Source organism: Erythrobacter litoralis, assembly GCF_001719165.1.
Lineage (GTDB): Bacteria > Pseudomonadota > Alphaproteobacteria > Sphingomonadales > Sphingomonadaceae > Erythrobacter > Erythrobacter litoralis.
The window spans coordinates 1,533,204-1,555,119 of the sequence record NZ_CP017057.1 but is presented as its reverse complement, the minus strand read 5'-3'; the positions used below and the strand labels follow the sequence as shown (position 1 = coordinate 1,555,119).

Genomic DNA, 21,916 nt, shown 5'->3' with positions numbered 1-21,916 from the left:
GCTTACCGGTAAGGCACGATGGGGCGGTCCTTTCTGGTGCTTGCTGTGCAGGTGCTGGGGGCCGCCCTTGCCTTTTCGGGCGCGTTCTGGGCGCTACAGGGACTTGGAATTGTCATGTGGCCGCCGGGCAGCTTCATGCTCGCACAGCGCGAATGGGCGCTCTATGGCGGCATTGCAGCAGTGATCGGAGCGCTGTTAATCTGGGCGGGAAGCCGGATCGGCCGACGCTAGGCAGGCTTTCCGGCAGGATAGGCGGGAAGGTCGAGCCGAAAGACCGCACCACCCACTTCGGCCCCGCTCTCAGGTCCGGATACCGTAAGATCGCCGCCCATTGCCCGGGCAAGTCGGCGCGAAATGTAAAGTCCCAGTCCGGAACCGCCATCATTGTCGCGCCCAAGGCGCTCGAACTTGTCGAAGATGCGAGTTGCCTGCTGCTCGGTTACGCCCGGTCCCTCGTCGGAGACCGTGACGGCAACACGGTGCTGCCCTTCCTCGCCCTCAGCCCGGTGCGTGCGCACCGTCACGCGGCTCCCGGCAGGCGAATAGGCGATCGCATTGCCGATCACATTCATCAGGACCTGCAGCACCCGCCGGAACTCTGCCGTTGCAAGGCAATCGTCGCCTTCCCCCGGCAGGTCGAGGACGATATCGCGGCCCTGCGCCCGCACGCCCAGGATCCCTGCGGCCCGGCGCGCCGCATCGGCGAGATCGACCTTTTCCCGCGCGGTCGAGAAGCCAGGCGCCTCGACCACCTCGAGATCGGCGAGATCATCGAGCATGCCCGACAGGTGCTGGCCCGCTGCGGCTATGGTGCCGGCATATTCGGTGTATTCCTCGCGCAAGGGCCCCGCGAGGCGGGCGCGGATCGTCTCGGCATTGGCGATGATGCGCGCGATCGGCTGGCGCAGGACCGGGGTCAGCGCGCTGCCGATGAGTCTGCTGTGCCCAGAAGCCGCTTGCTTCTCCTCGTCCCCGTGTCCGAGCGATTCGGCCAGCGGCTCTTCGGGGACAAGCAGCCACTCGAACCCGGCCGGTGCAGTGCTCACGGAGCCCAGCGGGAGCAGTCGGATGCGCCAAGACCGCTGTGATCCGGGCAGAAGACAGTGCGCTCCGTCCAGCAGGCGCCAGTGGAGCGGTTGGCGGTGCGCGATACCCTGGAGCGTCACGTAATCGGTCCACACCCGGCCCGGCTCGCGCGCGATCGCCTGTTCGAGCTCTTGCGCATCGGGAGCACCGGCATTCACGAGCTGCACCCGCTGTCGCGCATCGAGCCGCCCACTCGCCTCCGCGCTTGCCCGGTCGATCGCATCGAGTTGCTCGGCGAATTCGCCGGCCCCGGCGAGCGTGCGCGGATGGCGCTGCCAGTTCTCCACCAGCACCTCGCATCCTGCCCCCTCGCTATCGGGTCGGGGTTGAATGCGCACGAAGCCGGTCACCAGTTCTTCGCCGTCGTGGGCGCCGAATTCGCGCGCGATGCGAAGCCCCATACCGCGCGCCTGCCGTACGAGTTCGAGCAATTCGGGAACCGCGAGCATACCCGGGATCCTGCCACCGCAAGCGATCTGAAGCTCAGCAAGCGGCTCGTCCGCATTGACCAGACGATCGTCCGCATCGGTCAGCCCGCGCGCTGCGAGCAAGGTATCGCCCCGCTCGATCATCGTTCGATGTCCATGACGCGCGCTTCGGACTGGGCCAGGATCGCCTGCGCCCGATCAGGCGCCAGTTTTCCGATCACCTCGGGGACGCTGATACCGGGTTCGAGCACAAGAAACTGCCTTTCGATCGCCGCCGCATCCATTCCGGCCGCGCGAAAGGCAAGCGCGAGCCGCGCGGCCTGGCTCTCGTGGCAGGCAATGACCGCATTGTCCCGCGGCTGGCGGGTCCGTGAGGCCAGTGCAGTGGCGAACAGGGCAAGGCCCGCATGTTCGAGCTCGAGCGCTGCGACCGCTCCATTTCCCATAGCCGACACGAGCCGCGCGAGAAGCCCGCCGCGGCTCGCACCTTCGTCATAGGAGCGCTTGAGGCGGTCGACTGCCCCTCTGGGCACGTCTTCACCGTTGCTTTCGCTGGCGGCATTCTGCCAGCATTCGATCACACTCAGGAAAAGTTCGGCGGGAAGTTCTGCCAGTGGCATGTCCATGCGGCGCTGGCTCTGGATGAAGCGGGACTGGGCGGCGAGGGTCGCCATCGCCAGTTCGGCGGTCGCGGGCTTTTCCGAGGCGATCAGTTCCTGCAAAAGCGGGCTCAGTACCGGATCGACCGACGCGCGTCGTTCAAGCCGTTCCGCAAGGTGGCTCTCCATCGCGAGGACATAGGAATGGCCAAGCACGACATGATCCGATGCAAGCCATGCCGCGAGCGCATCGACGTCTTCGGGTGGGTCGGCACTGCCGCGGGCGGCGTCCCCCATTCTTTCAGCCCGCTCGGCTGCGAGCAATTGCCGCGCAAGATGCTCTAGCATACCCCGCACCCGCGCGACGATCGCATCGGTGACCATCGCGTTGCCCGGGCTAGCGAGCATATGCGCGAGCACCGGGGCGACGCCGCGAAGCGAACGGTCCCCGCGTGCGAGTTCCTCCCTGAGGAGGCCCTCGACGCTGGTGAGATCCCCGGAAATGCTCGTTGCAGGCTGCGCCATATTTTGCCGCTTACAGGGGTATAGTTAAGTCTGCGTTAGCTCAATCGCGCCCGGAGCGCAGCAGCAATTGCGTGAGCGCGGCGAGCCCGACCAAGGCGATGACCGGCCCGAGCAGGCCGAAACTGCCAGCGAGCGCAAAGATCGCGAGTTGCACAGTGCGGTCCTGCCAGAAGGCCCGCGCGAGCGGACCGGAGATACCCGCCGCAAGCCTCGAGAGCCCGATTGCAAAAGGACCCAGCGCAGCCGCGCCAAGGCTGGAAATCGATCCGTCGCCGGACGAGATCACTGCGCCGATAAGGGCAACACTTGCAAGACCATCGAGCAAGGCATCTTGTCCGGCGTGAGATATCGCGCGTTTCCGCTCACCCGCGAGCTCGCGCGCCAGCTTCGACGCTTCATCCGACCATGCTGCGGCGAAGGCCCCCGCCGATGCCAACGCAAGGCCCGTCGCGCCCCAACCGAGCAAGGCCAGTCCTGCCCCCAGAACCATGAGAAGCGCCGCCAATCCGGCTCCGGCAAGCGGACCGATGGCGAGTCCTCTTGGCGCGATGCGCCGGGCGATCTCCTGCGCCAGCGCGCGCCCGGGTCCACTCCAGGGGGTCTCGTCCAGAGTACGGTCGATCAGCACCTGTTCGCGCGCCTCCAGCACCTCGCTCGAGGTCGCGAGCAGCCAATCGCCCTCCGCCAGCGCTTCGACACCGATCTCGCGGCACGGCGTGCCCGCCTGCAGGGCTAGGCGCAGGAGAAGCGAAACGGTCGAACCATCTCCGGGCAGATCCGCAAGTTGTTGCACTGGTGCCGCTCGCATCACTATCAGCCCTGCCCAGCTGCGTTCGCGGTCTATCCGTTCGAAAGCCTGCGGACAGCTTTGCGCCAGCGGGTGACTGGCGGCGATGGTCGCGACACCCTTCAGCAGAGCTCCATCCTGGCAAGCAACGGCTTCGATGGCGCCGCGCTCGGCGATCAGCCCGTCGAGCATCACGACCAGTTCATCCTCGGCCTTGATCAGGCCGGGCAATTGCAGTCCTGAGCGCACCGCATGGAATTCGCCGCCATCGGCTTCGACAGCGCGCTGGAGAGCGATGATCTCCTCGCCCAACCTGCGGATCAGGCAAACGACCTTTTCGCAACCCAGCGAGCGCACCGCCTCGCACTGCCAGGCAAGCACGCTCCGCCCGCCGAGCGCCAGTTCAGCGCGCAAGCCGCCTTCTTCGCTTTCATCGAGAGCTGCCAGAAGGGCTGTGCGAACCATGATGTCCCCGGACCGTGAAGGGACCTCGCTACGCCCCTGTCCCGCCCCGCTTCAAGCGCGCGGCGTGCGGTTCGTCGCGATTATGGACAGATCAGGCGTCGGAGCGACCCGAAAATCTGGCGATCACCTTGTCGATTTCGCGGATAGCAGCAGGATCGCCCGGTGCCGACGCAAGCGCGTTCTCGGCTGCTCCCAGCAAGTCCTGAGCATGGAAGCTCGCTGCCAGCCCCTTGAGACGCATCGCGGCGACATTCCAGTTTCCATCGCAGCGCGAACGCCGCAGCAGGTCGAGCTGGCGCGCGGCGCTGTCGAGAAAGGCCTTGCGCAGTTCCCCCATCAGCGCGGAATCATCTCCCGCTGCCGCCGCGATCGTCGCATCCAGGGCACCGCTTTCATACGCCATGCCCCCTCTTATCCGCGATGGAGTTAAAGCGGGGTTTATCATGTCACCGGGTATGGTATTGATTGTCTATGTCGGGTGGTCATCATATCAGAGCGATCGGCCGGGGCGCAGGCCCGCAGGAACCGAACGATGCGGCGCAAAAGTCTCTCCCTTCCGAGAGCAAGGGCGAAGAAGACACGGCCTTGCCCACAGAAGATGAGAACGACGATAGCTGGGCACAGCCGGAAGAGGACGACGGCATTGCCGCTTCGCCGCCTGTCCGTTTTGGCTGGGTCGGCCCGCTGCTCGCCGGCCTGGCTGTTTTTGGGTGGAGCGCCTTTTACGGCTGGGCCCTAAGAGACGAACTCTCGACCGCCGCCTCCGCCCCGCCCACCGAATGGACCCGCTGGATCATCGACTGGTCGGTTCCGGTGCTTCTCATCGGCGTCGCCTATCTCATCGCAATGCGCAATTCGCGGGCCGAAGCGAAACGCTTCGCCAGCTCCGCCGCGATGCTCAGCCGTGAGAGCGCCCAGCTCGAAGAGAGGCTTGGGGTCGTCAATCGCGAACTCAGCCTGGCTCGCGAATTTCTGGCCGCGCAATCGCGTGAGCTGGAATCGCTAGGCCGTATCGCAAGCGAACGGATTTCGAGCCACGCGGGCGAGCTGCAGCAGCTGATCACCGACAATGGAGCGCAGGTCGAAGCGATCGGCTCGGCCAGCGAGACCGCGCTTGCCAATATGAATCGGCTCCGTGACGACCTCCCGGTCATCGCCAATTCGGCGCGCGATGTATCAAACCAGGTCGGCAATGCAGGGCGAACCGCACAGGCGCAGCTCGACGCGCTCGTCGGCGGTTTCGAAAGGCTCAACCAGTTCGGTTCGGCAAGCGCCAGCCAGGTCGCGGCACTCGGCAAGAAGGTCGGGGAAACACTGGCAGACTTCGAGGAACAGCTTTCGGCAATCGAACAGCTGGCCGCCGGCCGCTTCGCGGCGCTGAGCGAGGAAGCGGGATCCTATCGCGAAACGCTTGAGGAAACCGAAGGCAGGGCGCTCGCTGCATTGCGTGAGCGTGTCGCCGCGCTGCGCGAGGAAACCGAGACCGCATCGGCAAGTCTGCGCGATGGCGAGGACGCGGCCCTGACGCGGCTGCGCGAGGCGAAAGAGCGTCTGCATGATGAGATCGCGGAGACCATCGCCACCGTCGAAGGGCTCGACAGGCAGGCGATGGAAGCCGCGCGCCAACGGCTCAAGGAACTGCACGAGGAAGCCGGGCGCTTCGACGACCGGCTCGAAATCCGTGACCGGCGTTTCATGGAAGAAATGCGGCGCCGGCAGGACGAATTCGAGACCCGCGAATCGCAGGCCAGCGAAGTGCTTGCCCAGCGGCTTGCCGATCTTGATGAAGCCATCGCACAGCGCCGCGAAGCGCAGGTGGAAGAAACCGAGAAACTCGTCGCCCATGGTCGTGACATGACGGCCGAGGTGGAGCGGCTCGGCAACCTGATCGGCGAGATCGCCCAGCAATCGCAGACCACCCGTGAGACCCTCGGCAGTGGTATCGGTGCGCTTGGCCAGCAATTGGCCGAACGTCGGCGCGAACTCGCCGAAACCGAAAAAACAGCTCGCCGAGTTGACCGATGCGGGGATTCGCCTGCTCGAAATCATCCAGTCCGGCGCGCGCCACGCACGCGAGGACCTGCCCGAGGCGATCGAAGTCGCGACCGGTGGCCTCGCCTCGGTCGAGCAGCGTGCCGAAGCGATCGGTGATCTGATGCTGTCCGCCAAGGGACATGGAAGCGAACTGTCGGACTATCTCGTGAAGACCCAGGGCGAGATCGACGCGGCCGAAGCTTCCATCGGGCAGCTGGCCGAGAAACTGGCGGAACAGTCGGAAGACACGCTTGCGCGGCTCGGCGGCCTGCGCGGCGGATTTGAGCGACTGGTCGAAGAGAGTGGCCGCCTCGGAGGCGAGAGCCAGGATCGGCTTCGCACCAGCCTCGACGAACTTCGCACCGCGACCGAGGCGGCATTCCGAACCCTCGATGAGGGTGCCCGTGAGCGGCTCGAACAGCTCGCCAGGGAAATGGGCGAACAGGCTGTCACCGCGCTCGAGCGCAGTCTGCGCAGCGAAAGCTCCGAGACGATCAGCAGGATCGAGCAGGCCGCGGCCCATGCTTCCGGCGTCGGGCGCGAGGCTGCGGCGCAGCTGCGCGACCAGCTCGCCCGGGTCAACGAGCTCGCAGGCAATCTGGAACAGCGGGTCGCCCGTGCGCGCGAACTGGCCGAGGAGAAGGTCAACAACGATTTCGCGCGGCGCATGGCGCTGATTACCGACAGCCTCAATTCAGCGTCGATCGACATTGCCTCGGCGCTGTCGACCGAAGTGACCGATTCCTCGTGGGACGCCTATCTCAAGGGCGATCGCGGCATTTTCACTCGCCGCGCTGTGCGCCTGATCGATGGGGGCGAGGCAAGACGCATCACCGAACTCTATCAGACAGATGAGGATTTCAAGGCAGCGGTCGCGCGCTACATCCACGATTTCGAAGCGATGTTACGAGCAATGCTCTCGACCCGGGACGGCAATGCGTTGGGGGTCACGGTGCTTGGGTCGGATGCCGGCAAACTCTACGTCGTGCTCGCCCAGGCGATAGAGCGCTTCCGCGATTAGCGCTGCAGGTCGGCGGGTGGCTCAGGCATCAGATCGATGTCCTCCGCAGTGATCCAGCCCTGCTCGTAATTGAGGACATAGATACCCGTCAGAACCGCAGCCAGCGCCGTCGCGCGCAATGCGAGCCGGCGGGGACGGAAATTGACCGGGGCGCTCTCAGCCTGGCCCGGCACCCGTTCCGCGCCTTCTTCCTCGGCGGTGCGCACGCCGAAAGGCAGCATCACGAAAGCAGTCGCGATCCAGACCAGGAAATAGATCGCGAGGATTGAGGTCCATTCCATCGCGCTCAGGCCCCCGGCATGAGCACGCGGACCTGCGGCTTCTTGCCCGACCAGCGTTGCGCGGCCCGGCGAGCGGCAAGACGCGCGGCTTCGTGGATTGCCGCGAGATCGCGCGCATCCTTGCCCTTGAGCCTGCCGACGGCCTTCAGGATATCTTCCTGCGCCTCGGCTACGAAATCCGCCATGTCTTCGTCGAGCGGCAGGCCGATCGCCTCGATCAGCGGGGTTTCGCCAGGGACGAGGACGACGATCAGCACCCCTTCATGCGCAATCCGGCGACGCATGACGACCGCGTCGCCATCTGACGGAGCGATGATGTCACCGTCGAGAACGAGGCGACCGTTGCGCACCTGGGCGAGCCGGCCCGGGTCACCCGGCGCAAGACGAACGATGTCGCCATTCGACTGCACGACCGCTTTCGGGATCTGGCATTCCTTCCCGAGCCGCGCCTGCTCGACCATATGCTTCATCTCGCCGTGGACCGGGACCAGCACGTGCGGGCGGAGCCATGAATAGAGCGCTTCGAGTTCGGGGCGCCCCGGGTGGCCCGAGACGTGGATGAGGCTCTGCCGGTCTGTCACCATCGTGATCCCGCGCGCGGCGAGCTGGTTCTGGACCTTGCCGATCGCGATCTCGTTGCCGGGGATCTGGCGCGAGGAGAACAATACGACGTCCCCACTTGCGAGTTCGAGCGGGTGGTTACCTTCGGCGATCCGCGACAGAGCCGCGCGAGGTTCACCCTGCCCGCCGGTCGCAAGGATGAGCACTTCGCCCCTCGGCAGGCCCATCGCGGTGTCGAAATCGACCGTTTCCGGAAAGTCCTCGAGATAGCCGTTGTCCTGCGCAACCTCGATGATCCGGTCGAGCGAACGGCCCGCGACGCAGACCCGCCGCCCGGTCTCGCGCGCGACCTCGCCGAGGGTCTGGAGCCGGGCGACGTTGCTCGCGAAAGTGGTGACCAGAACGCGCTTGCCGGAATGGCGCGCGACCTCCTCCATAAGTGCCTTGTGCACCGCGCCTTCGGAGCCCGAAGGGTTCGGGTTGAAGACATTGGTCGAATCGCAAACGAGCGCGAGCACGCCTTCCTCACCGATCGCGCGCAATTCCGCCTCGGTCGTTGGCTCGCCGATGATCGGGTCCTCGTCCAGTTTCCAGTCCCCGGTGTGGAAGACACGGCCATGCGGGGTGTCGATCAGCAGCGCGTTGCCTTCGGCGATCGAATGGGCGAGCGGGAGATAGGTGATCTTGAAAGGCCCGAGCTCGATCTGCCCGTGATCTTCCTCGATGATGTTGATTTCGACTTCTCCGAGCAAGCCCGCTTCCTCAAGCTTGCGCGCGACGAGATCGGCAGTGAAGGGCGTCGCGTAAAGCGGGACGCCAAGATCGCCTGCGAAATAGGGGACCGCGCCGATATGATCCTCATGCGCGTGGGTGAGGACGATCCCCAGAAGGTCCTTGCGGCGATCCTCGATGAATTCGAGATCGGCAAAGACGAGATCGACCCCAGGGTATTCGCCGCCCGAAAAGGTCATGCCGAGATCGACCATCAGCCACTTACCTTCGCAGCCGTAGAGATTGACGTTCATCCCGATCTCGCCCGATCCGCCGAGGGCGAGGAAGAGCAATTCGTCCTGAGGTCTGAAATTCTTGTCCATGTCTACGTAAAATCCTCAGCCTTGCTCGGTCTGTTCGGCGAGAATGCCGAGCCCTTCGATTGTAAGGTCGGCATCGACATGGTCGAACATGTCGGTCGCCTCGTCGAACAGGATCGCGAGCCCGCCTGTGGCGACGATCTTTGCAGGGCGACCGATCTCGGCCCGCATGCGTTCGACCAGCCCTTCCATCATCGCGACATAGCCCCAGAACACGCCGATCAGCATCTGGTCTTCGGTGTTGCGGCCGATCACGCTGGTGGTGTCGGGCGCCCGGATCGCGATCCGCGGGAGCTTTGCTGTCTTGCCGACCAATGCGTCGAGCGAAAGGTTGATCCCCGGGGCGATCGAGCCGCCCTTGTAGGTGCCGTTGAAATCGATCGCTTCGAACTTGGTCGCGGTACCGAAATCGATCACGATCAGGTCGCCGCCATATTTGTGATGCGCGGCAAGGATGTTGAGCGCGCGATCGGCACCGAGCGAGGAAGGCTGATCGACGTCGATCTCGAACCGCCAGCGCGCCGCCCCCTGCCCCGCGAAAAGCGGCGTGAGGCCGAAATATTTCTGGGCAAGGACCGTCAGGTTATGGTCGGCGCGCGGCACGACCGAGGCGAAGATGATCTGCGTGATGTCGGAGCGTTCGACCCCTTCGATCTTGAGAAGCTGCAGCAGCCAGACCGCGTATTCGTCGCCGGTGCGCCGCGGATCGGTTGCGATGCGCCAGCGCGCACGCACCTTGCGCGCGGCGCCCTCCCCGTCAAACAGGGCGAAGACGACATTGGTGTTTCCGACATCGGCGGCGAGCAGCATGGGTTTTCCGGCCTCTTCCTAGTCCACGTCGCCCGCGCGAATGACACGTTCCGATCCATCCGCCAAGCGCAGACGCAGCGCTCCGTCGCTCGTCTCCAGCCCGGCGAAGCGTCCTTCGACCGCCTCGCCCTCGCCGTCATGAACGCGCAGGTGCGATCCGGGAGCATAGATCGAAAGCGCGAGAAAGCGCTGCAGCGTTACTGACAGACCCTCGCTTCGCCATTCGGCGAGGCGCGAAGCGAAGGCCTCGGCAAGGCTGCGGGCGAAGTCTTCGGGCGATGGTGCAGGCGCATGATCCGCGATGGCGGCGGTACTTCTTTCCGGCAGATCCGGCGCGCGGGCGAGGTTCACGCCGATCCCCACGATGACATGCCGCCCGACCATTTCAAGCAATATGCCCGACAGCTTTCCGCCGGATAGCAGCACGTCATTGGGCCATTTTAACTCAAGATCGTCCGTCTTGCCGACGGCGCCGGCGGCCGCATCATGGACCGCAAGCGCAGCCACGAAACTCAGCGAAGCAGGAGGCGGATCGTTGTCGAGCCGCAGGACGAGGCTCGAGCCCATGAAATTGCCCGATCCATCGAACCATTCGCGCCCCTGCCGCCCCCGTCCGGCATTCTGTTTGCGCGCGATGAGCCAGTCGCCCTCGGCAGGCGCCCTGCCCTCGCGGATCAGCGAAGCGAGATCGGCATTGGTCGATCCCGTCTCCTCCAGAATGCGGATGGAATGTGCGTCGCTCAAACCGCAAAGAACAGCGAAGACGCAGCCTTGTCGGCGAGGTCGGTCAGGGATGGGGTCAAGAGATAGCCAAGCGGCGAGAGAAGCGCTGCCATCAGAAACAGCAGAGCCCAATGCCCTGTTCCGCTCTCGCCGGTAACGAGCCCCACCGGTTCGTCGAAGAACATCACCTTGACGAACTTGATGTAGTAGAACGCCCCGATGACGCTCGCCGCGATGGCGATGGCGCCGAACGCTATGAGGCCGGCATCGACCGTAGCCTGGAAGACGACGAACTTGCTGTAGAAGCCGAGCAGTGGCGGGATGCCGGCGAGGCTGAACATGAAGATCAGAAGACACCACGCGATCGCTGGCTGGGTCACCGAAAGCCCGCGAATGTCGCCGAAGGTTTCGTAAAGCCCGCCCTCCTCGCTCCTGAGCATCAGCAGCGCGACGAAGCTGCCAAGGCTCATTGCGACATAGATGAACAGGTAGACCAGCATTGCCGAGGCCCCGGCCTCGCTGGCGACCGCGAGACCGAGCAGGATGAAACCGACATTGTTGATCGAGGAATAGGCGAGCAGCCGCTTGAGGTTCTCCTGCCCGATCGCACCGAGCGCACCGAAGATGATCGATGCCAGCGCGGCGAACATGACGATCTGCTGCCAGGCGAGGACCTGCCCGCCGAACACGTCGAACACGACCCGCGCGGTCAGTCCGATCGCGGCGACCTTGGGTGCGGTCGAGAAGAAGGCGGTCACGGGCGTCGGCGCGCCTTCGTAGACGTCGGGCGTCCACATGTGGAACGGCACGGCGGAGATCTTGAAGGCGAGGCCGGCCAGCACGAAGGTCAGCCCGAAGAGCGGGCCATAAGTAAGGTCGCCCAGAAGACCGGCGCGCACCGTGTCGAAACTGGTCCCTCCGGTGAACCCGTATAGCAGGCTCATCCCGTAAAGCAGGATGCCCGAGGCGAGCGCGCCGAGCACGAAATATTTCAGCCCCGCTTCGCCCGAATGCGCATTGCGCTTCAGGATCGCGGCCAGGACATAGGCCGACAGGCTGTTCAGTTCGAGCCCGAGATAGAGCGACATGAAATCGTTGGCCGACACCATGATGCTCATGCCGAGCACGGCGAAGACGACCAGGACCGGATATTCGGCGCGCATGCCGCGGTCGAGGCCCGCCGCCTCACTGTCGAAAAACCGCGGCGCGACCATCAGGCAGGCGATCGCGGCAAGGTAGATCAACGCCTTGGCGAACAGCGCGAAGCTGTCGATCTTGAGCAGTCCGCCGAAAGCGAGCGTGCCGGGGCCATCCATGCCGGTATGGAGGCCGGGGACAAGCAGGAAGCCCGCCCCGAACAGGCCGGTCGCGGCGAGAATGGTGATGGGCCGCGCCGCCTTGTCGCCTGCCCATGCCGCGACGAGCAACAGGGCAAGGCCGGTCCCTACGAGGACCAGTTCGGGCGCGATCAGCGCGAAACTTGCGGGAAAGTCCATCAGTGCTCTCCCTCCTCGCCATCCGCTCCGTGGGGCAAGGCGTTGGCTGCCTCCTCACGGGGCGGGCCTGCCGCGAGCCGACTATCGCTCTCGGGCGCTGCAGAAGCGATCCGCGCGTCGAGCGCGGCAATGTCGGCCCGCATCGGGGCGATGAAGCTTTCGGGGTAGACGCCCATCCACAATACGACCGCGACGACGGGCACAATCATCGCCCATTCGCGGCCCGAAAGATCGTCCATGCGCGCGGCGTCCGCATTCTTCTGCACGCCGAAGGCAACGCGGCGATAGAGATAGAGCATGTATGCTGCGCCAAGGATAATGCCGGTGGTGCAGATCAGCGCGGCCCAGGTCGAGACCTGGTAGATCCCGGCGAGCGACAGGAACTCGCCGACGAAACCGCTCGTCCCCGGCAGGCCGATCGAGGCCATGGTGAAGAACAGGAAGAACATCGCGTAATAGGGCATGTTGATGGAAAGGCCGCCATAGCGGTCGATCTCGCGGGTGTGCAGGCGGTCGTAGATGACGCCGACGCACAGGAAGAGCGCGCCCGATACGAGGCCGTGCGACAGCATCAGCACCATCGCCCCCTCGAGCCCCTGCACGTTGAAGGCGAACAGACCGACCATCACGATCGCCATGTGCGCCACGCTCGAATAGGCGATCAGCTTCTTCATGTCGTGCTGAACCAGCGCGACGAGCGAGGTGTAGACAACCGCCACCATGGCAAGCGCGAAGACGAACCAGGCAAGGTCCGCGCTCGCTTCGGGGAACATCGGCAGGCTGAACCGGATGAAGCCGTAGCCGCCGAGCTTCAGCAGCACGCCTGCAAGGATCACCGAGCCTGCGGTCGGCGCCTGCACGTGCGCGTCGGGGAGCCAGGTGTGGAAAGGCCACATCGGCACCTTTACCGCGAAACTCGCGAAGAAGGCGAGCCACAGCCAGGTCTGCGCCCCCGCCGGGAAATCATAGGCCATCAGCGTCGGGATGTCCGAAGTGCCGGCCTCGGCCGTCATCCAGAACATCGCGATCAGCATCAGGACCGAGCCCAGAAGCGTGTAGAGGAAGAACTTATAGCTCGCGTAGATGCGGTTGTCCCCGCCCCACACGCCGATGATGAGATACATCGGGATGAGGCTCGCCTCGAAGAAGATGTAGAACAGGAACAGGTCTTGTGCGGCGAACACGCCGATCATCAGCACTTCCATCAGCAGGAAGGCGCTCATGTATTCGCCGACGCGCTTTTGAATCGAATCCCAGCTCGCAAGGATACAGATCGGCATCAGGAAGACGGAAAGCATGATCAGCATCAGGGCGATGCCGTCGATCCCCAGCGCGTAAGTGAAACCGGCGAACAACTCGGCCCGCTCGGTGAACTGCCACTGCGCGCCGCCGATATCGAAATTGAGCCACAGCATGGCGCCCAGCGCGAGCGTGACCATCGTCACCGAGAGCGCGATGCCGCGCGCGACGCTCGCACTGGTGAACAGGCAGAGGATCGCGCCGACGAGCGGCACGAGCATCATAGTCGTAAGGATGGGAAAGCCTTCCATGACAGCTTCGGCCCCTAGAGAAGAACGTAGGTCATGGCGGCGACGAGGCCGAGCAGCATGACAAGTGCATAGGTGTAGAGATAGCCCGACTGGATCGATTTGGTCGCGATCGATCCGCGCTGGACTGCCCAGGCGATGCCGTTGGGGCCGAAACGGTCGATCCCGCCGATATCGCCGATTTTCCAGAACTGGCGCCCGAACCAGAAGGCGGGCTTTACGAAGATCGCATCATAGAGCTCGTCGAAATACCACTTGCGATAGACGAAGTCGTGCAGCGCCGAGAAGCGCGCCACGAAGGCCGCCGGGATGCCGGGCTTCAGGACATAGGCGAGGATCGCTCCGCCCAGCCCGATCAGCATTGCGGCGGTCGCCGTCAGCTTGACCCACAGCGGCACCGCGTGGAGCGCGTGGATCAGGTTCTCGTTGAAATAGATGGAATTGCCCCAGAACCCGTTCGGGTCGACCATTTCCGAAGACCCGTCGATGAACGGATATTTGAAGACATACCCCGCGAAGACCGCGCCAATGGTCAGCACGCCAAGAGGGACCAGCATCGAAAGCGGACTTTCGTGCGGGTGGTATCCGGCGGTCCCGTCTTGTTCCTCGGTCGCAGGAACGTCGTGCGGCCCCTTCTGCGCTGCATTTTCGTGCGGTGCCGGGTGCGCGTGGTCGGATGTGTGCTCGCCGTGGTGGACGGCGTGCTGGATATGCTCGCTCTCGGCCCAGCGGGGCTTGCCCCAGAAGGTGAGGAACATCAGGCGCCAGGAATAGAAGCTGGTCAGCAGAGCCGCGATCGCGCCCGCCCAGAAGGCGAAATGCGCCGTGCCGGTGCCGCGCGCCCAGGCCGCTTCGAGGATCGCGTCCTTCGAATAGAAGCCCGCGAAGCCGAAGACGTAGAGCACGCCGACCCCGGTTATCGCCAGCGTACCCGCCATCATCGCCCAGAAGGTCACGGGGATCGCTTTGCGCAGCCCGCCGTAATAGCGCATGTCCTGTTCGTGGTGCATGGCGTGGATCACGCTGCCCGCGCCGAGGAAGAGCAGCGCCTTGAAGAAAGCGTGGGTGAACAGGTGGAACATGGCGACGCCATAGGCGCCAACCCCTGCGGCGAAGAACATGTAACCGAGCTGCGAGCAGGTGGAATAGGCGATCACTCGCTTGATGTCACACTGCGTCGTCCCGATGGTGGCGGCGAAGAAACAGGTCGCAGCGCCAACTACGGTGACGATGGCGAGCGCGGTCGGCGCGGTCTCGAACATGGGCGACAACCGGCAGAGCATGAAAACGCCCGCGGTCACCATGGTCGCGGCGTGGATCAGCGCGGAAACGGGCGTCGGCCCTTCCATCGCGTCGGGCAGCCAGGTGTGCAGGCCCAATTGAGCGGACTTCCCCATCGCTCCGATGAACAGGAGGATGCAAAGGATATCCATCGTGTAGAAGCGGAAGCCGAGGAAACCGATGGTCGACCCGCTCATGGCAGGTGCCGCGTCGAGGATTTCCGGGATCGAGGTCGTGTTGAACACGAGAAACGTGCCGAAGATGCCGAGCATGAAGCCGAGATCGCCGACCCGGTTGACGACGAAAGCCTTGATCGCCGCCGCGCCCGCGCTCGGCTTCCTGAAATAGAACCCAATGAGCAGGTAGCTCGCCAGCCCCACCCCTTCCCATCCGAAGAACATCTGGACGAGGTTGTCGGCGGTGACCAGCATCAGCATCGCGAAGGTGAAGAGCGAGAGATAGGCGAAGAAGCGCGGCTGGCTGTCGTCCTCCTCCATGTAGCCCCAGGAATAGAGGTGGACGAGCGCCGAGACCGAATTGATGACGACCAGCATGACGGCGGTAAGCGCATCCACCCGCAGCGCCCAGTCGAAGCTCATGTCGCCCGACTGCACCCACTTGAGCACGGGCACGACCCGCTCCGCCTCGCTCCCGTCGAGGAAACCGAGAAAGATCGGCCAGCTAAGCGCCGCCGAAACGAACAGCGCGCCGGTCGTCACGGTCTTTGCCGCTACGTTTCCGATCATGCGGTTGCCGAGTCCCGCGACGATCGCGGCGAGCAGCGGCAGGAAGACGATGATGGTGATCGATTGCACGGACGACTATCCCTTCATCCGGTTCACGTCGTCGACCGCGATCGTGCCGTGGCCGCGGAAATAGATGAAGAGGATCGCCAGCCCGATCGCCGCCTCGGCCGCCGCGACGGTCAACACCAGCATGGCGAAGACCTGCCCGACGAGATCGCCCATGAAGGCGCTGAAGGCGACGAGGTTGATGTTCACCGCCAACAGGATCAGCTCGATCGCCATCAGGATGACGATCACGTTCTTGCGATTGAGGAAGATCCCCAGCACGCCGAGCACGAACAGGATCGCGCCCACGGTGAGGTAATGCTCGATGCCGATCACAGCTCGACCCCTTTCCCGTATTCCGGGTTCTTCATGACTGTCGCCTCCTCGGGCCGACGCGCGATCTGCTTGCCGACGTTCTGGCGGCCGCGCGCGCCCGGCTTGGGCGGCTGGAAGGTTAGAACGATCGCCCCGATCATGGCGACGAGGAGGATGATCCCCGCGATCTCGAACAGCAGGATGTAATCGCTGTAAAGCAGTGCACCCAGCGCCTCGATATTGCTGAGGCCCAGCGGCGTTGCCCGCGATCCATCAGCCGTCCCGATATCGATCCCGCCCGCACCATAGGCTCCGACCACCAGCAAAAGTTCGGCGAGCAGGATGACGGCGACCGCCACGCCCAGCGGCATGTTGCGTATGAACCCTGCGCGCATCGAGGCAAAATCGATGTCGAGCATCATGACGACGAACAGGAACAGCACCGCAACCGCGCCGACATAGACGATGACGAGCAGCATCGCGATGAACTCGGCGCCGACCAGCACCATCAGCCCCGCCGCGTTGAAGAAGGCAAGGATCAGCCACAGCACCGAATGAACCGGGTTCCGCGACAGGATCACGAACACCGCGCTCGCGATCACCACGGCGGCGAAGAGATAGAAGGCGAGGACCTGTATCATGACGCTTGTGGCCGGCCACGGCCCGCCGCTGGCGAACCCGGTAGACCGGCGATCGGATCCCTTGTTAGTGGCCCCTCTCCCGCCAGGGACAGGGGCAGGCGGAGACTCGCTAAAGCCCCCTTGTCGTGATTTTCGCGATGCCCCTAGCGGTAGGGGGCATCCGCTTCAAGATTGGCCGCGATGGCCCGTTCCCATTTGTCACCGTTCGCGAGCAGCTTGGCCTTGTCGTAGAGCAGCTCCTCGCGGGTTTCGGTGGAATATTCGAAATTCGGACCCTCGACGATGGCATCGACCGGGCAGGCTTCCTGACAGAACCCGCAATAGATGCACTTGGTCATGTCGATGTCGTAGCGCGTTGTGCGGCGCGAACCGTCTTCGCGCGGTTCGCTCTCGATCGTGATCGCCTGCGCGGGACAAACCGCCTCGCACAGCTTGCACGCGATGCAGCGCTCCTCGCCGTTGGGATAGCGGCGCAGCGCATGCTCGCCGCGAAAGCGCGGGGAGAGCGGCGACTTCTCGAACGGGTAGTTGATCGTCACCTTGGGCTTGAAGAAATACTTCAGCGTCAAGGCGTGCGCCTTTAGAAATTCCCAGAGGGTGAAGGATTTGAGGAGTTGGGTTGCGGTGGTCATGACTGGCCTCTCACAGCAGCGGGCTGCGCGGGATTGTTGTTGACGAGTTCGGCAGGAGCGACGGCGGCGGGAGCCTCTTCGCTCAGGATGGCGTTCCGCTCGAAATGCCCCGTCGCCATAAGATACCCGCTGATCAGGGCGACGAAAATGAGGCTCATCGGCAGGAAGATCTTCCAGCCCAATCGCATGAGCTGGTCATAGCGGTACCGCGGAACGGTCGCCCAGATCCAGCTGAACATGAAGAAGAACGCGAAGGTCTTGATCAGGAACCAGAAGATACCCGGGATCGCGTAAAGCGGCGCCCAGTCGATCGGCGGCAGCCACCCGCCCCAGAACAGCAGGGTATTGAGCGAACACATCAGCAGGATGTTCGCGTATTCGCCAAGCCAGAACAAAGCGAAGGCCATGCTCGAATATTCTGTCTGGTAGCCCGCGACGAGCTCGCTCTCGGCCTCGGTCAGGTCGAAGGGCGCGCGCGCGGTTTCGGCCAGCGCCGAGATGAAGAACACCACCCACATCGGGAACAATAGCGGGTGCACGACGAAACCGTTGATGATGCCGAGCCCGAAGCCCTGCTGTGCCATCACGATCCCGCTCATGTTGAAGGTTCCCGCGAACAGCACCACGCACACGAGAATGAAGCCGATCGAGACTTCGTAGGAGATCATCTGCGCAGCCGCACGCATGGCGGAAAAAAACGGGTATTTCGAGTTACTTGCCCACCCGCTCATCACGACACCGTAAACGCCCATAGAGCTGATCGCCAGAATGTAGAGCAGCCCCACATTGATGTCCGCGACCACCCAGCCCGCATCGAACGGCACCACCGCCCAGGCGGCGAGCGCAACGGTAAATGTAACGATCGGCGCGAGCAGGAAGATGCCCTTGTTCGCGGCCGAGGGAATGATGGTCTCCTGCAGAAACACCTTCAGCCCGTCGGCGAAGCTCTGCATCAGCCCGAACGGCCCGACCACGTTCGGTCCCTTGCGCAGCATGATCGCGCCCAGCACCTTGCGGTCGACGAAAATCACCATCGCCACCGAGAACATGACCAGCAGCGAGATGATCAGGATCGCGGCGAAGGTGCCGACGGTCCAGGCCCATTCGTAGGAAAGGCCGAGCGATTGGAAGAAATCGGTCACTCCGCGGCCTCCTTGACCTCTTCGGCGTGAAGCAGTTCGGCCGAGCAGCGCTGCATCACCGCGCTGGCGCGGGCGATCGGGTTGGTGAGATAGAAATCCTTGATCGGGTAGGCCTCGATCACGCCGTCCGCCTTGGCGCTGGCGTCGGCCTTAGGAAGCTCGCCGTAATCGGCCAGCCCCTCTTCGCCCAGCGCGGGCACTTCGCGCATCATCGCCATTTGCAATTCGCCGAAGCTGTCGAAGCCGACCGAGACGCCCAGCGCGTCGGCAAGCGCGCGCAGGATCGTCCAATCCTCGCGCGCATCGCCGGGAGCGAAAACCGCCTTTTCTGCGAACTGCACGCGCCCTTCCGTGTTGACGTAGGTCCCGTCCTTCTCGGCATAGCTTGCAGCCGGCAGGATGATGTCCGCCGCGTGCGCGCCCTTGTCGCCGTGGTGGCCGATATAGACCTTGAGGGCATCGGCGAAGGGTTCGTAATCCATCTCGTCCGCGCCGAGGCTGAGCAGCACTTTGGGTGACGCCTTGGCGATGTCCGCCATGCCGCCTTCACGCGCGAAACCGAGCATCAGCGAACCCATCCGCGCCGCCGCCATGTGAAGCACGTTGAAGCCGTTCCAGGCGCTTCCGTCCTCCAGCACACGGACAAGCTTGAACTTGTCGACCAGCTTTAGCGCCGGAGCCAGCGCGCCCTTGGCCAGCGCCGCGCCGCCGAGGATCATCGCCGGACGCTTCGCCGCCTTCATCGCATCGCCCAGCGCCTTGGGCACGCGGTTCAGCACCTTGAGGTCGGAGCCGAGCCATTCGGCTTCGAAAGTCGTGTCCCATTCGGGCCCGACGAGGAACACCTTGGCCCCCGCCTTCACCGCCTTGCGCAGGCGCGGATGGACAAGCGCCGCTTCCCAGCGGATGTGGCTGCCGACGATCAGGATGCAGTCGGCTGTCTCGATGCCGGAAAAGCCAGTGTTGAAATTGACTGCGGCGAGGTTCGACACGTCATAGGTCATGCCGGTCTGGCGCGCCTCGACAAGGTCCGATCCGCAGGCCTTGAGCAGCGTCTTGGCCGCGAACATAGTCTCGCAATCGACCATGTCGCCCGCGACCGCCGCGATGCTCGACTTGTCCTTGCCGAGATGCCCGGAAATCGCCTCGAACGCCTCACCCCAGTTCGCGGGCAGTAGCTTGCCGCCCTTGCGCATCCACACGCGGTCGAGCCGGCGCTTCACCAGCCCGTCGACCTGATAGCGGCCCTTGTCCGAAAGCCATTCCTCGTTGACGTCGTCGTTGATCCGGGGAAGCGCGCGCATCACTTCGCGCCCCTTGGAGTGGAGCGAAATGTTCGCGCCGACCGCGTCCGACACGTCGATGGAGAGCGTGCGCTTCAACTCCCACGGCCGCGCCTCGAAGGCGTAGGGGCGGCTCGTCAGCGCGCCGACCGGGCACAGGTCGATGACGTTCGCCGACAATTCGTGCGCCGCGGCCTTTTCGAGATAGGTCGTGATCTGCATGTCCTCGCCGCGATAGAGCGCGCCGATTTCGTCCACGCCCGCGATCTCTTCGGAAAAGCGCACGCAGCGGGTGCAGTGGATGCAGCGGGTCATGATCGTCTTGATCAGAGGCCCCATGTATTTCTCGGTCACGGCGCGCTTGTTCTCGCGCGTGTAGCGCGAGCCGCCTCGGCCATAGGCCATCGCCTGGTCCTGCAGGTCGCACTCGCCGCCCTGGTCGCAGATCGGGCAGTCGAGCGGGTGGTTGATGAGGAGGAGCTCCATCACCCCTTCGCGCGCCTTCTTGACCATCGGCGTGTCGGTGCGGATTTCCTGGTTCTCGGCAGCCGGCAGCGCGCAGGAGGCCTGCGGCTTGGGCGGCCCGGGCTTCACCTCGACGAGGCACATGCGGCAATTGCCCGCAATGCTGAGCCGCTCGTGATAGCAGAAACGCGGGATTTCCTTGCCCGCCATCTCGCACGCCTGAAGGACGGTGGCGCCCGCCGGGACCTCGATTTCCTGACCGTCTACGGTGACCTTGGGCATTACTCGGCTGCCTCTTGGAATTGTGCGTTGTGTTCGGCGATCCGCCGCTCGAGCTCGGGGCGGAAATGGCGGATGAGGCCCTGGATCGGCCACGCCGCAGCATCGCCCAGCGCGCAGATCGTGTGGCCTTCGACCTGCTTGGTCACGTCGTGCAGCATGTCGATTTCCTCGATCGCCGCGTCGCCCGTGCGCAGGCGCTCCATCACGCGCCACATCCAGCCCGTGCCCTCACGGCAGGGGGTGCACTGGCCGCAGCTTTCGTGCTTGTAGAAATAGCTGATCCGGCTGATCGCGCGCACGATGTCGGTCGACTTGTCCATCACGATCACCGCCGCCGTGCCGAGGCCGCTGCCGAGCGCCTTCAGCCCGTCGAAATCCATCGGCGCGTCCATGATCTCGGCCGCAGGAACCAGCGGGACCGACGAACCGCCCGGGATCACCGCGAGCAGGTTGTCCCACCCGCCGCGAATGCCGCCGCAATGCTTTTCGATCAGCTCGCGGAAGGGAATGCTCATCGCTTCCTCGACCACGCAGGGGCGCTCGACATGGCCGGAGATCTGGAAGAGCTTGGTCCCGGCATTGTTCTCGCGTCCGAAGGAACTGAACCACGACGCGCCGCGCCGCAGGATCGTCGGGACGACTGCGATGCTCTCGACATTGTTCACCGTAGTCGGGCAGCCATAAAGCCCGGCGCCCGCCGGGAACGGGGGCTTCAAACGCGGCTGGCCCTTCTTGCCCTCGAGGCTTTCGATCATCGCGGTCTCTTCGCCGCAAATATAGGCGCCCGCGCCGCGGTGCATGAAGACGTCGAAATCATAGCCCGACCCACAGGCGTTCTTGCCGATCAGCCCGGCGTCATAGGCCTCGTCGATCGCGGCCTGCAGCGTTTCGGCCTCGCGAATGTATTCGCCGCGAATGTAGATGTAAGCCGCCCGTGCGCGCATGGCGAAACCGGCGATGAGCGCGCCTTCGACCAGCTTGTGCGGATCGTGGCGGATGATCTCGCGATCCTTGCACGAACCCGGTTCGGATTCGTCGGCGTTGATAACGAGGAAGCTCGGCCGGCCGTCCTTGCTTTCTTTCGGCATGAACGACCACTTGAGCCCGGTCGGAAATCCCGCCCCGCCCCGGCCGCGCAGGCCCGACGCCTTCATTTCCTCGATGATCGAATCCTGCCCGCGCGCGAGCAGCGCCTTGGTGTCGTCCCAGTCGCCGCGTGCCTGCGCCGCCTTCAGGCTCCAGTCCTGAAAGCCGTAGACATTGGTGAAGATGCGGTCCTTATCGGCCAGCATTGTCGCCATCCCTTTCACTGGCCGCCTGTGCGGCCCTTTTCTTCTCGGCCTTGATCCGCGCGAGCGAAGCGACCTGGAAGACCAGACCCACACCCATGAAGAATATGCCGAGGTAAAGCTGTTCGGTGGCCGATAGATAGGCCCCGATGAAGAAGCAGATGATCCCGCCGAGCGCGAAGGCCAAGGTGCCGCCGTTCATCCGATCGCTCCCTGCTGGAACAGCACGAACAAAACCCCAATGATCGCGACGATTACCCCGACGCGCACGAGCCCCATCAGCACCTTGTAGGCGATGAAGGCCAGCACCAGCGCACCGATGATCGAGACCACTTCCATGG

General features: G+C 64.2%; 21 protein-coding genes. 2 read left to right on the top strand and 19 right to left on the bottom strand.

Annotated elements, in window-relative coordinates; translation table 11 throughout:
* Positions 1-18 precede the first annotated feature (18 nt).
* Entirely contained in the window at positions 19-231 is a 213-nt protein-coding gene (locus Ga0102493_RS07370; protein WP_034904634.1) for a hypothetical protein, read from the top strand.
* Here the strand turns inward: Ga0102493_RS07370 and Ga0102493_RS07365 are convergent.
* The 4 genes from Ga0102493_RS07365 to Ga0102493_RS07350 all read right to left on the bottom strand — a co-directional run bounded on the left by Ga0102493_RS07365 (position 228) and on the right by Ga0102493_RS07350 (position 4,293).
* On the bottom strand, positions 228-1,658 hold the full coding sequence (locus Ga0102493_RS07365; protein ID WP_034904636.1) for a sensor histidine kinase: 1,431 nt from the start codon (positions 1,656-1,658) through the stop codon (positions 228-230). The genes Ga0102493_RS07370 and Ga0102493_RS07365 overlap by 4 nt on opposite strands.
* On the bottom strand, positions 1,655-2,638 hold the full coding sequence (locus Ga0102493_RS07360; protein WP_034904639.1) for a hypothetical protein: 984 nt from the start codon (positions 2,636-2,638) through the stop codon (positions 1,655-1,657). Before Ga0102493_RS07360 ends, Ga0102493_RS07365 begins: the two co-directional genes overlap by 4 nt.
* A gap of 40 nt (positions 2,639-2,678) precedes the next feature.
* On the bottom strand, positions 2,679-3,890 hold the full coding sequence (locus tag Ga0102493_RS07355; protein WP_034904641.1) for a hypothetical protein: 1,212 nt from the start codon (positions 3,888-3,890) through the stop codon (positions 2,679-2,681).
* A 91-nt stretch (positions 3,891-3,981) separates the two neighbouring features.
* Positions 3,982-4,293: a hypothetical protein gene (locus Ga0102493_RS07350; protein WP_034904644.1), complete on the bottom strand. Its 312-nt coding sequence runs from the start codon at positions 4,291-4,293 to the stop codon at positions 3,982-3,984.
* A 182-nt stretch (positions 4,294-4,475) separates the two neighbouring features.
* On the opposite strand from Ga0102493_RS07350, the gene Ga0102493_RS16375 reads away from it, so the two are divergent.
* Entirely contained in the window at positions 4,476-6,041 is a 1,566-nt protein-coding gene (locus Ga0102493_RS16375; RefSeq protein ID WP_236922325.1) for a hypothetical protein, read from the top strand.
* Positions 6,042-6,941: 900 nt separating this feature from the next.
* Here Ga0102493_RS16375 and Ga0102493_RS07340 read toward each other — a convergent pair.
* The 15 genes from Ga0102493_RS07340 to Ga0102493_RS16245 form a co-directional block, all read right to left on the bottom strand.
* Positions 6,942-7,226, bottom strand: a complete 285-nt coding sequence (locus Ga0102493_RS07340) for a DUF1467 family protein (protein ID WP_034904647.1) — start codon at positions 7,224-7,226, stop codon at positions 6,942-6,944.
* A 5-nt stretch (positions 7,227-7,231) separates the two neighbouring features.
* Entirely contained in the window at positions 7,232-8,881 is a 1,650-nt protein-coding gene (locus Ga0102493_RS07335; protein ID WP_034904648.1) for a ribonuclease J, read from the bottom strand.
* A gap of 15 nt (positions 8,882-8,896) precedes the next feature.
* On the bottom strand, positions 8,897-9,688 hold the full coding sequence (locus Ga0102493_RS07330; protein ID WP_034904649.1) for a type III pantothenate kinase: 792 nt from the start codon (positions 9,686-9,688) through the stop codon (positions 8,897-8,899).
* Between the two features lie 18 nt (positions 9,689-9,706).
* Complete coding sequence (locus Ga0102493_RS07325; protein WP_236922324.1) at positions 9,707-10,432, bottom strand: biotin--[acetyl-CoA-carboxylase] ligase; 726 nt, start codon at positions 10,430-10,432, stop codon at positions 9,707-9,709.
* The gene (gene nuoN, locus Ga0102493_RS07320; RefSeq protein WP_034904651.1) at positions 10,429-11,907 is read right to left on the bottom strand and encodes an NADH-quinone oxidoreductase subunit NuoN; all 1,479 of its coding nucleotides are present in this window, start codon (positions 11,905-11,907) and stop codon (positions 10,429-10,431) included. Before nuoN ends, Ga0102493_RS07325 begins: the two co-directional genes overlap by 4 nt.
* A complete protein-coding gene (locus Ga0102493_RS07315; protein ID WP_034904653.1) occupies positions 11,907-13,457 on the bottom strand; it encodes an NADH-quinone oxidoreductase subunit M in 1,551 nt (516 codons plus the stop codon). The genes nuoN and Ga0102493_RS07315 overlap by 1 nt, the downstream gene beginning before the upstream one ends.
* 14 nt (positions 13,458-13,471) lie before the next feature.
* Positions 13,472-15,550 carry an NADH-quinone oxidoreductase subunit L gene (gene nuoL / locus Ga0102493_RS07310; protein ID WP_034904656.1) on the bottom strand — a complete coding sequence of 693 codons (2,079 nt, stop codon included), beginning with the start codon at positions 15,548-15,550 and terminating at the stop codon, positions 13,472-13,474.
* Between the two features lie 6 nt (positions 15,551-15,556).
* Positions 15,557-15,862, bottom strand: a complete 306-nt coding sequence (gene nuoK / locus Ga0102493_RS07305) for an NADH-quinone oxidoreductase subunit NuoK (RefSeq protein WP_034904657.1) — start codon at positions 15,860-15,862, stop codon at positions 15,557-15,559.
* Entirely contained in the window at positions 15,859-16,482 is a 624-nt protein-coding gene (locus tag Ga0102493_RS07300) for an NADH-quinone oxidoreductase subunit J (protein ID WP_034904659.1), read from the bottom strand. Before Ga0102493_RS07300 ends, nuoK begins: the two co-directional genes overlap by 4 nt.
* Positions 16,483-16,625: 143 nt before the next feature.
* Positions 16,626-17,114: an NADH-quinone oxidoreductase subunit NuoI gene (gene nuoI, locus Ga0102493_RS07295; RefSeq protein ID WP_034904662.1), complete on the bottom strand. Its 489-nt coding sequence runs from the start codon at positions 17,112-17,114 to the stop codon at positions 16,626-16,628.
* Positions 17,111-18,256, bottom strand: a complete 1,146-nt coding sequence (gene nuoH, locus Ga0102493_RS07290) for an NADH-quinone oxidoreductase subunit NuoH (RefSeq protein WP_034904664.1) — start codon at positions 18,254-18,256, stop codon at positions 17,111-17,113. Before nuoH ends, nuoI begins: the two co-directional genes overlap by 4 nt.
* Positions 18,253-20,286 (bottom strand): NADH-quinone oxidoreductase subunit NuoG, encoded by a 2,034-nt coding sequence (gene nuoG, locus Ga0102493_RS07285; RefSeq protein WP_034904666.1) that lies wholly within the window; start codon positions 20,284-20,286, stop codon positions 18,253-18,255. The genes nuoH and nuoG overlap by 4 nt, the downstream gene beginning before the upstream one ends.
* Positions 20,286-21,578 (bottom strand): NADH-quinone oxidoreductase subunit NuoF, encoded by a 1,293-nt coding sequence (nuoF, locus tag Ga0102493_RS07280; protein ID WP_034904668.1) that lies wholly within the window; start codon positions 21,576-21,578, stop codon positions 20,286-20,288. The genes nuoG and nuoF overlap by 1 nt, the downstream gene beginning before the upstream one ends.
* Positions 21,565-21,777, bottom strand: coding sequence for a hypothetical protein (locus Ga0102493_RS07275; protein WP_034904670.1), 213 nt, complete (start codon positions 21,775-21,777; stop codon positions 21,565-21,567). Before Ga0102493_RS07275 ends, nuoF begins: the two co-directional genes overlap by 14 nt.
* Positions 21,774-21,914, bottom strand: a complete 141-nt coding sequence (locus Ga0102493_RS16245) for a hypothetical protein (RefSeq protein WP_169739057.1) — start codon at positions 21,912-21,914, stop codon at positions 21,774-21,776. Before Ga0102493_RS16245 ends, Ga0102493_RS07275 begins: the two co-directional genes overlap by 4 nt.
* Positions 21,915-21,916: the final 2 nt, after the last annotated feature.

What these genes read in the sequence shown, in the direction of transcription:
- Ga0102493_RS07340 (WP_034904647.1), bottom strand. Translation starts at nt 7,226, where the DNA reads ATGGAATGGACCTCAATCCTCGCGATCTATTTCCTGGTCTGGATCGCG.
- Ga0102493_RS07360 (WP_034904639.1), bottom strand. Translation starts at nt 2,638, where the DNA reads ATGGCGCAGCCTGCAACGAGCATTTCCGGGGATCTCACCAGCGTCGAG.
- Ga0102493_RS07315 (WP_034904653.1), bottom strand. Translation starts at nt 13,457, where the DNA reads ATGGAAGGCTTTCCCATCCTTACGACTATGATGCTCGTGCCGCTCGTC.
- nuoG (WP_034904666.1), bottom strand. Translation starts at nt 20,286, where the DNA reads ATGCCCAAGGTCACCGTAGACGGTCAGGAAATCGAGGTCCCGGCGGGC.
- nuoI (WP_034904662.1), bottom strand. Translation starts at nt 17,114, where the DNA reads ATGACCACCGCAACCCAACTCCTCAAATCCTTCACCCTCTGGGAATTT.
- Ga0102493_RS07350 (WP_034904644.1), bottom strand. Translation starts at nt 4,293, where the DNA reads ATGGCGTATGAAAGCGGTGCCCTGGATGCGACGATCGCGGCGGCAGCG.
- Ga0102493_RS07300 (WP_034904659.1), bottom strand. Translation starts at nt 16,482, where the DNA reads ATGATACAGGTCCTCGCCTTCTATCTCTTCGCCGCCGTGGTGATCGCG.
- Ga0102493_RS07330 (WP_034904649.1), bottom strand. Translation starts at nt 9,688, where the DNA reads ATGCTGCTCGCCGCCGATGTCGGAAACACCAATGTCGTCTTCGCCCTG.
- Ga0102493_RS07275 (WP_034904670.1), bottom strand. Translation starts at nt 21,777, where the DNA reads ATGAACGGCGGCACCTTGGCCTTCGCGCTCGGCGGGATCATCTGCTTC.
- Ga0102493_RS07335 (WP_034904648.1), bottom strand. Translation starts at nt 8,881, where the DNA reads ATGGACAAGAATTTCAGACCTCAGGACGAATTGCTCTTCCTCGCCCTC.
- nuoN (WP_034904651.1), bottom strand. Translation starts at nt 11,907, where the DNA reads ATGGACTTTCCCGCAAGTTTCGCGCTGATCGCGCCCGAACTGGTCCTC.
- Ga0102493_RS16245 (WP_169739057.1), bottom strand. Translation starts at nt 21,914, where the DNA reads ATGGAAGTGGTCTCGATCATCGGTGCGCTGGTGCTGGCCTTCATCGCC.
- Ga0102493_RS07370 (WP_034904634.1), top strand. Translation starts at nt 19, where the DNA reads ATGGGGCGGTCCTTTCTGGTGCTTGCTGTGCAGGTGCTGGGGGCCGCC.
- nuoF (WP_034904668.1), bottom strand. Translation starts at nt 21,578, where the DNA reads ATGCTGGCCGATAAGGACCGCATCTTCACCAATGTCTACGGCTTTCAG.
- Ga0102493_RS07365 (WP_034904636.1), bottom strand. Translation starts at nt 1,658, where the DNA reads ATGATCGAGCGGGGCGATACCTTGCTCGCAGCGCGCGGGCTGACCGAT.
- Ga0102493_RS07355 (WP_034904641.1), bottom strand. Translation starts at nt 3,890, where the DNA reads ATGGTTCGCACAGCCCTTCTGGCAGCTCTCGATGAAAGCGAAGAAGGC.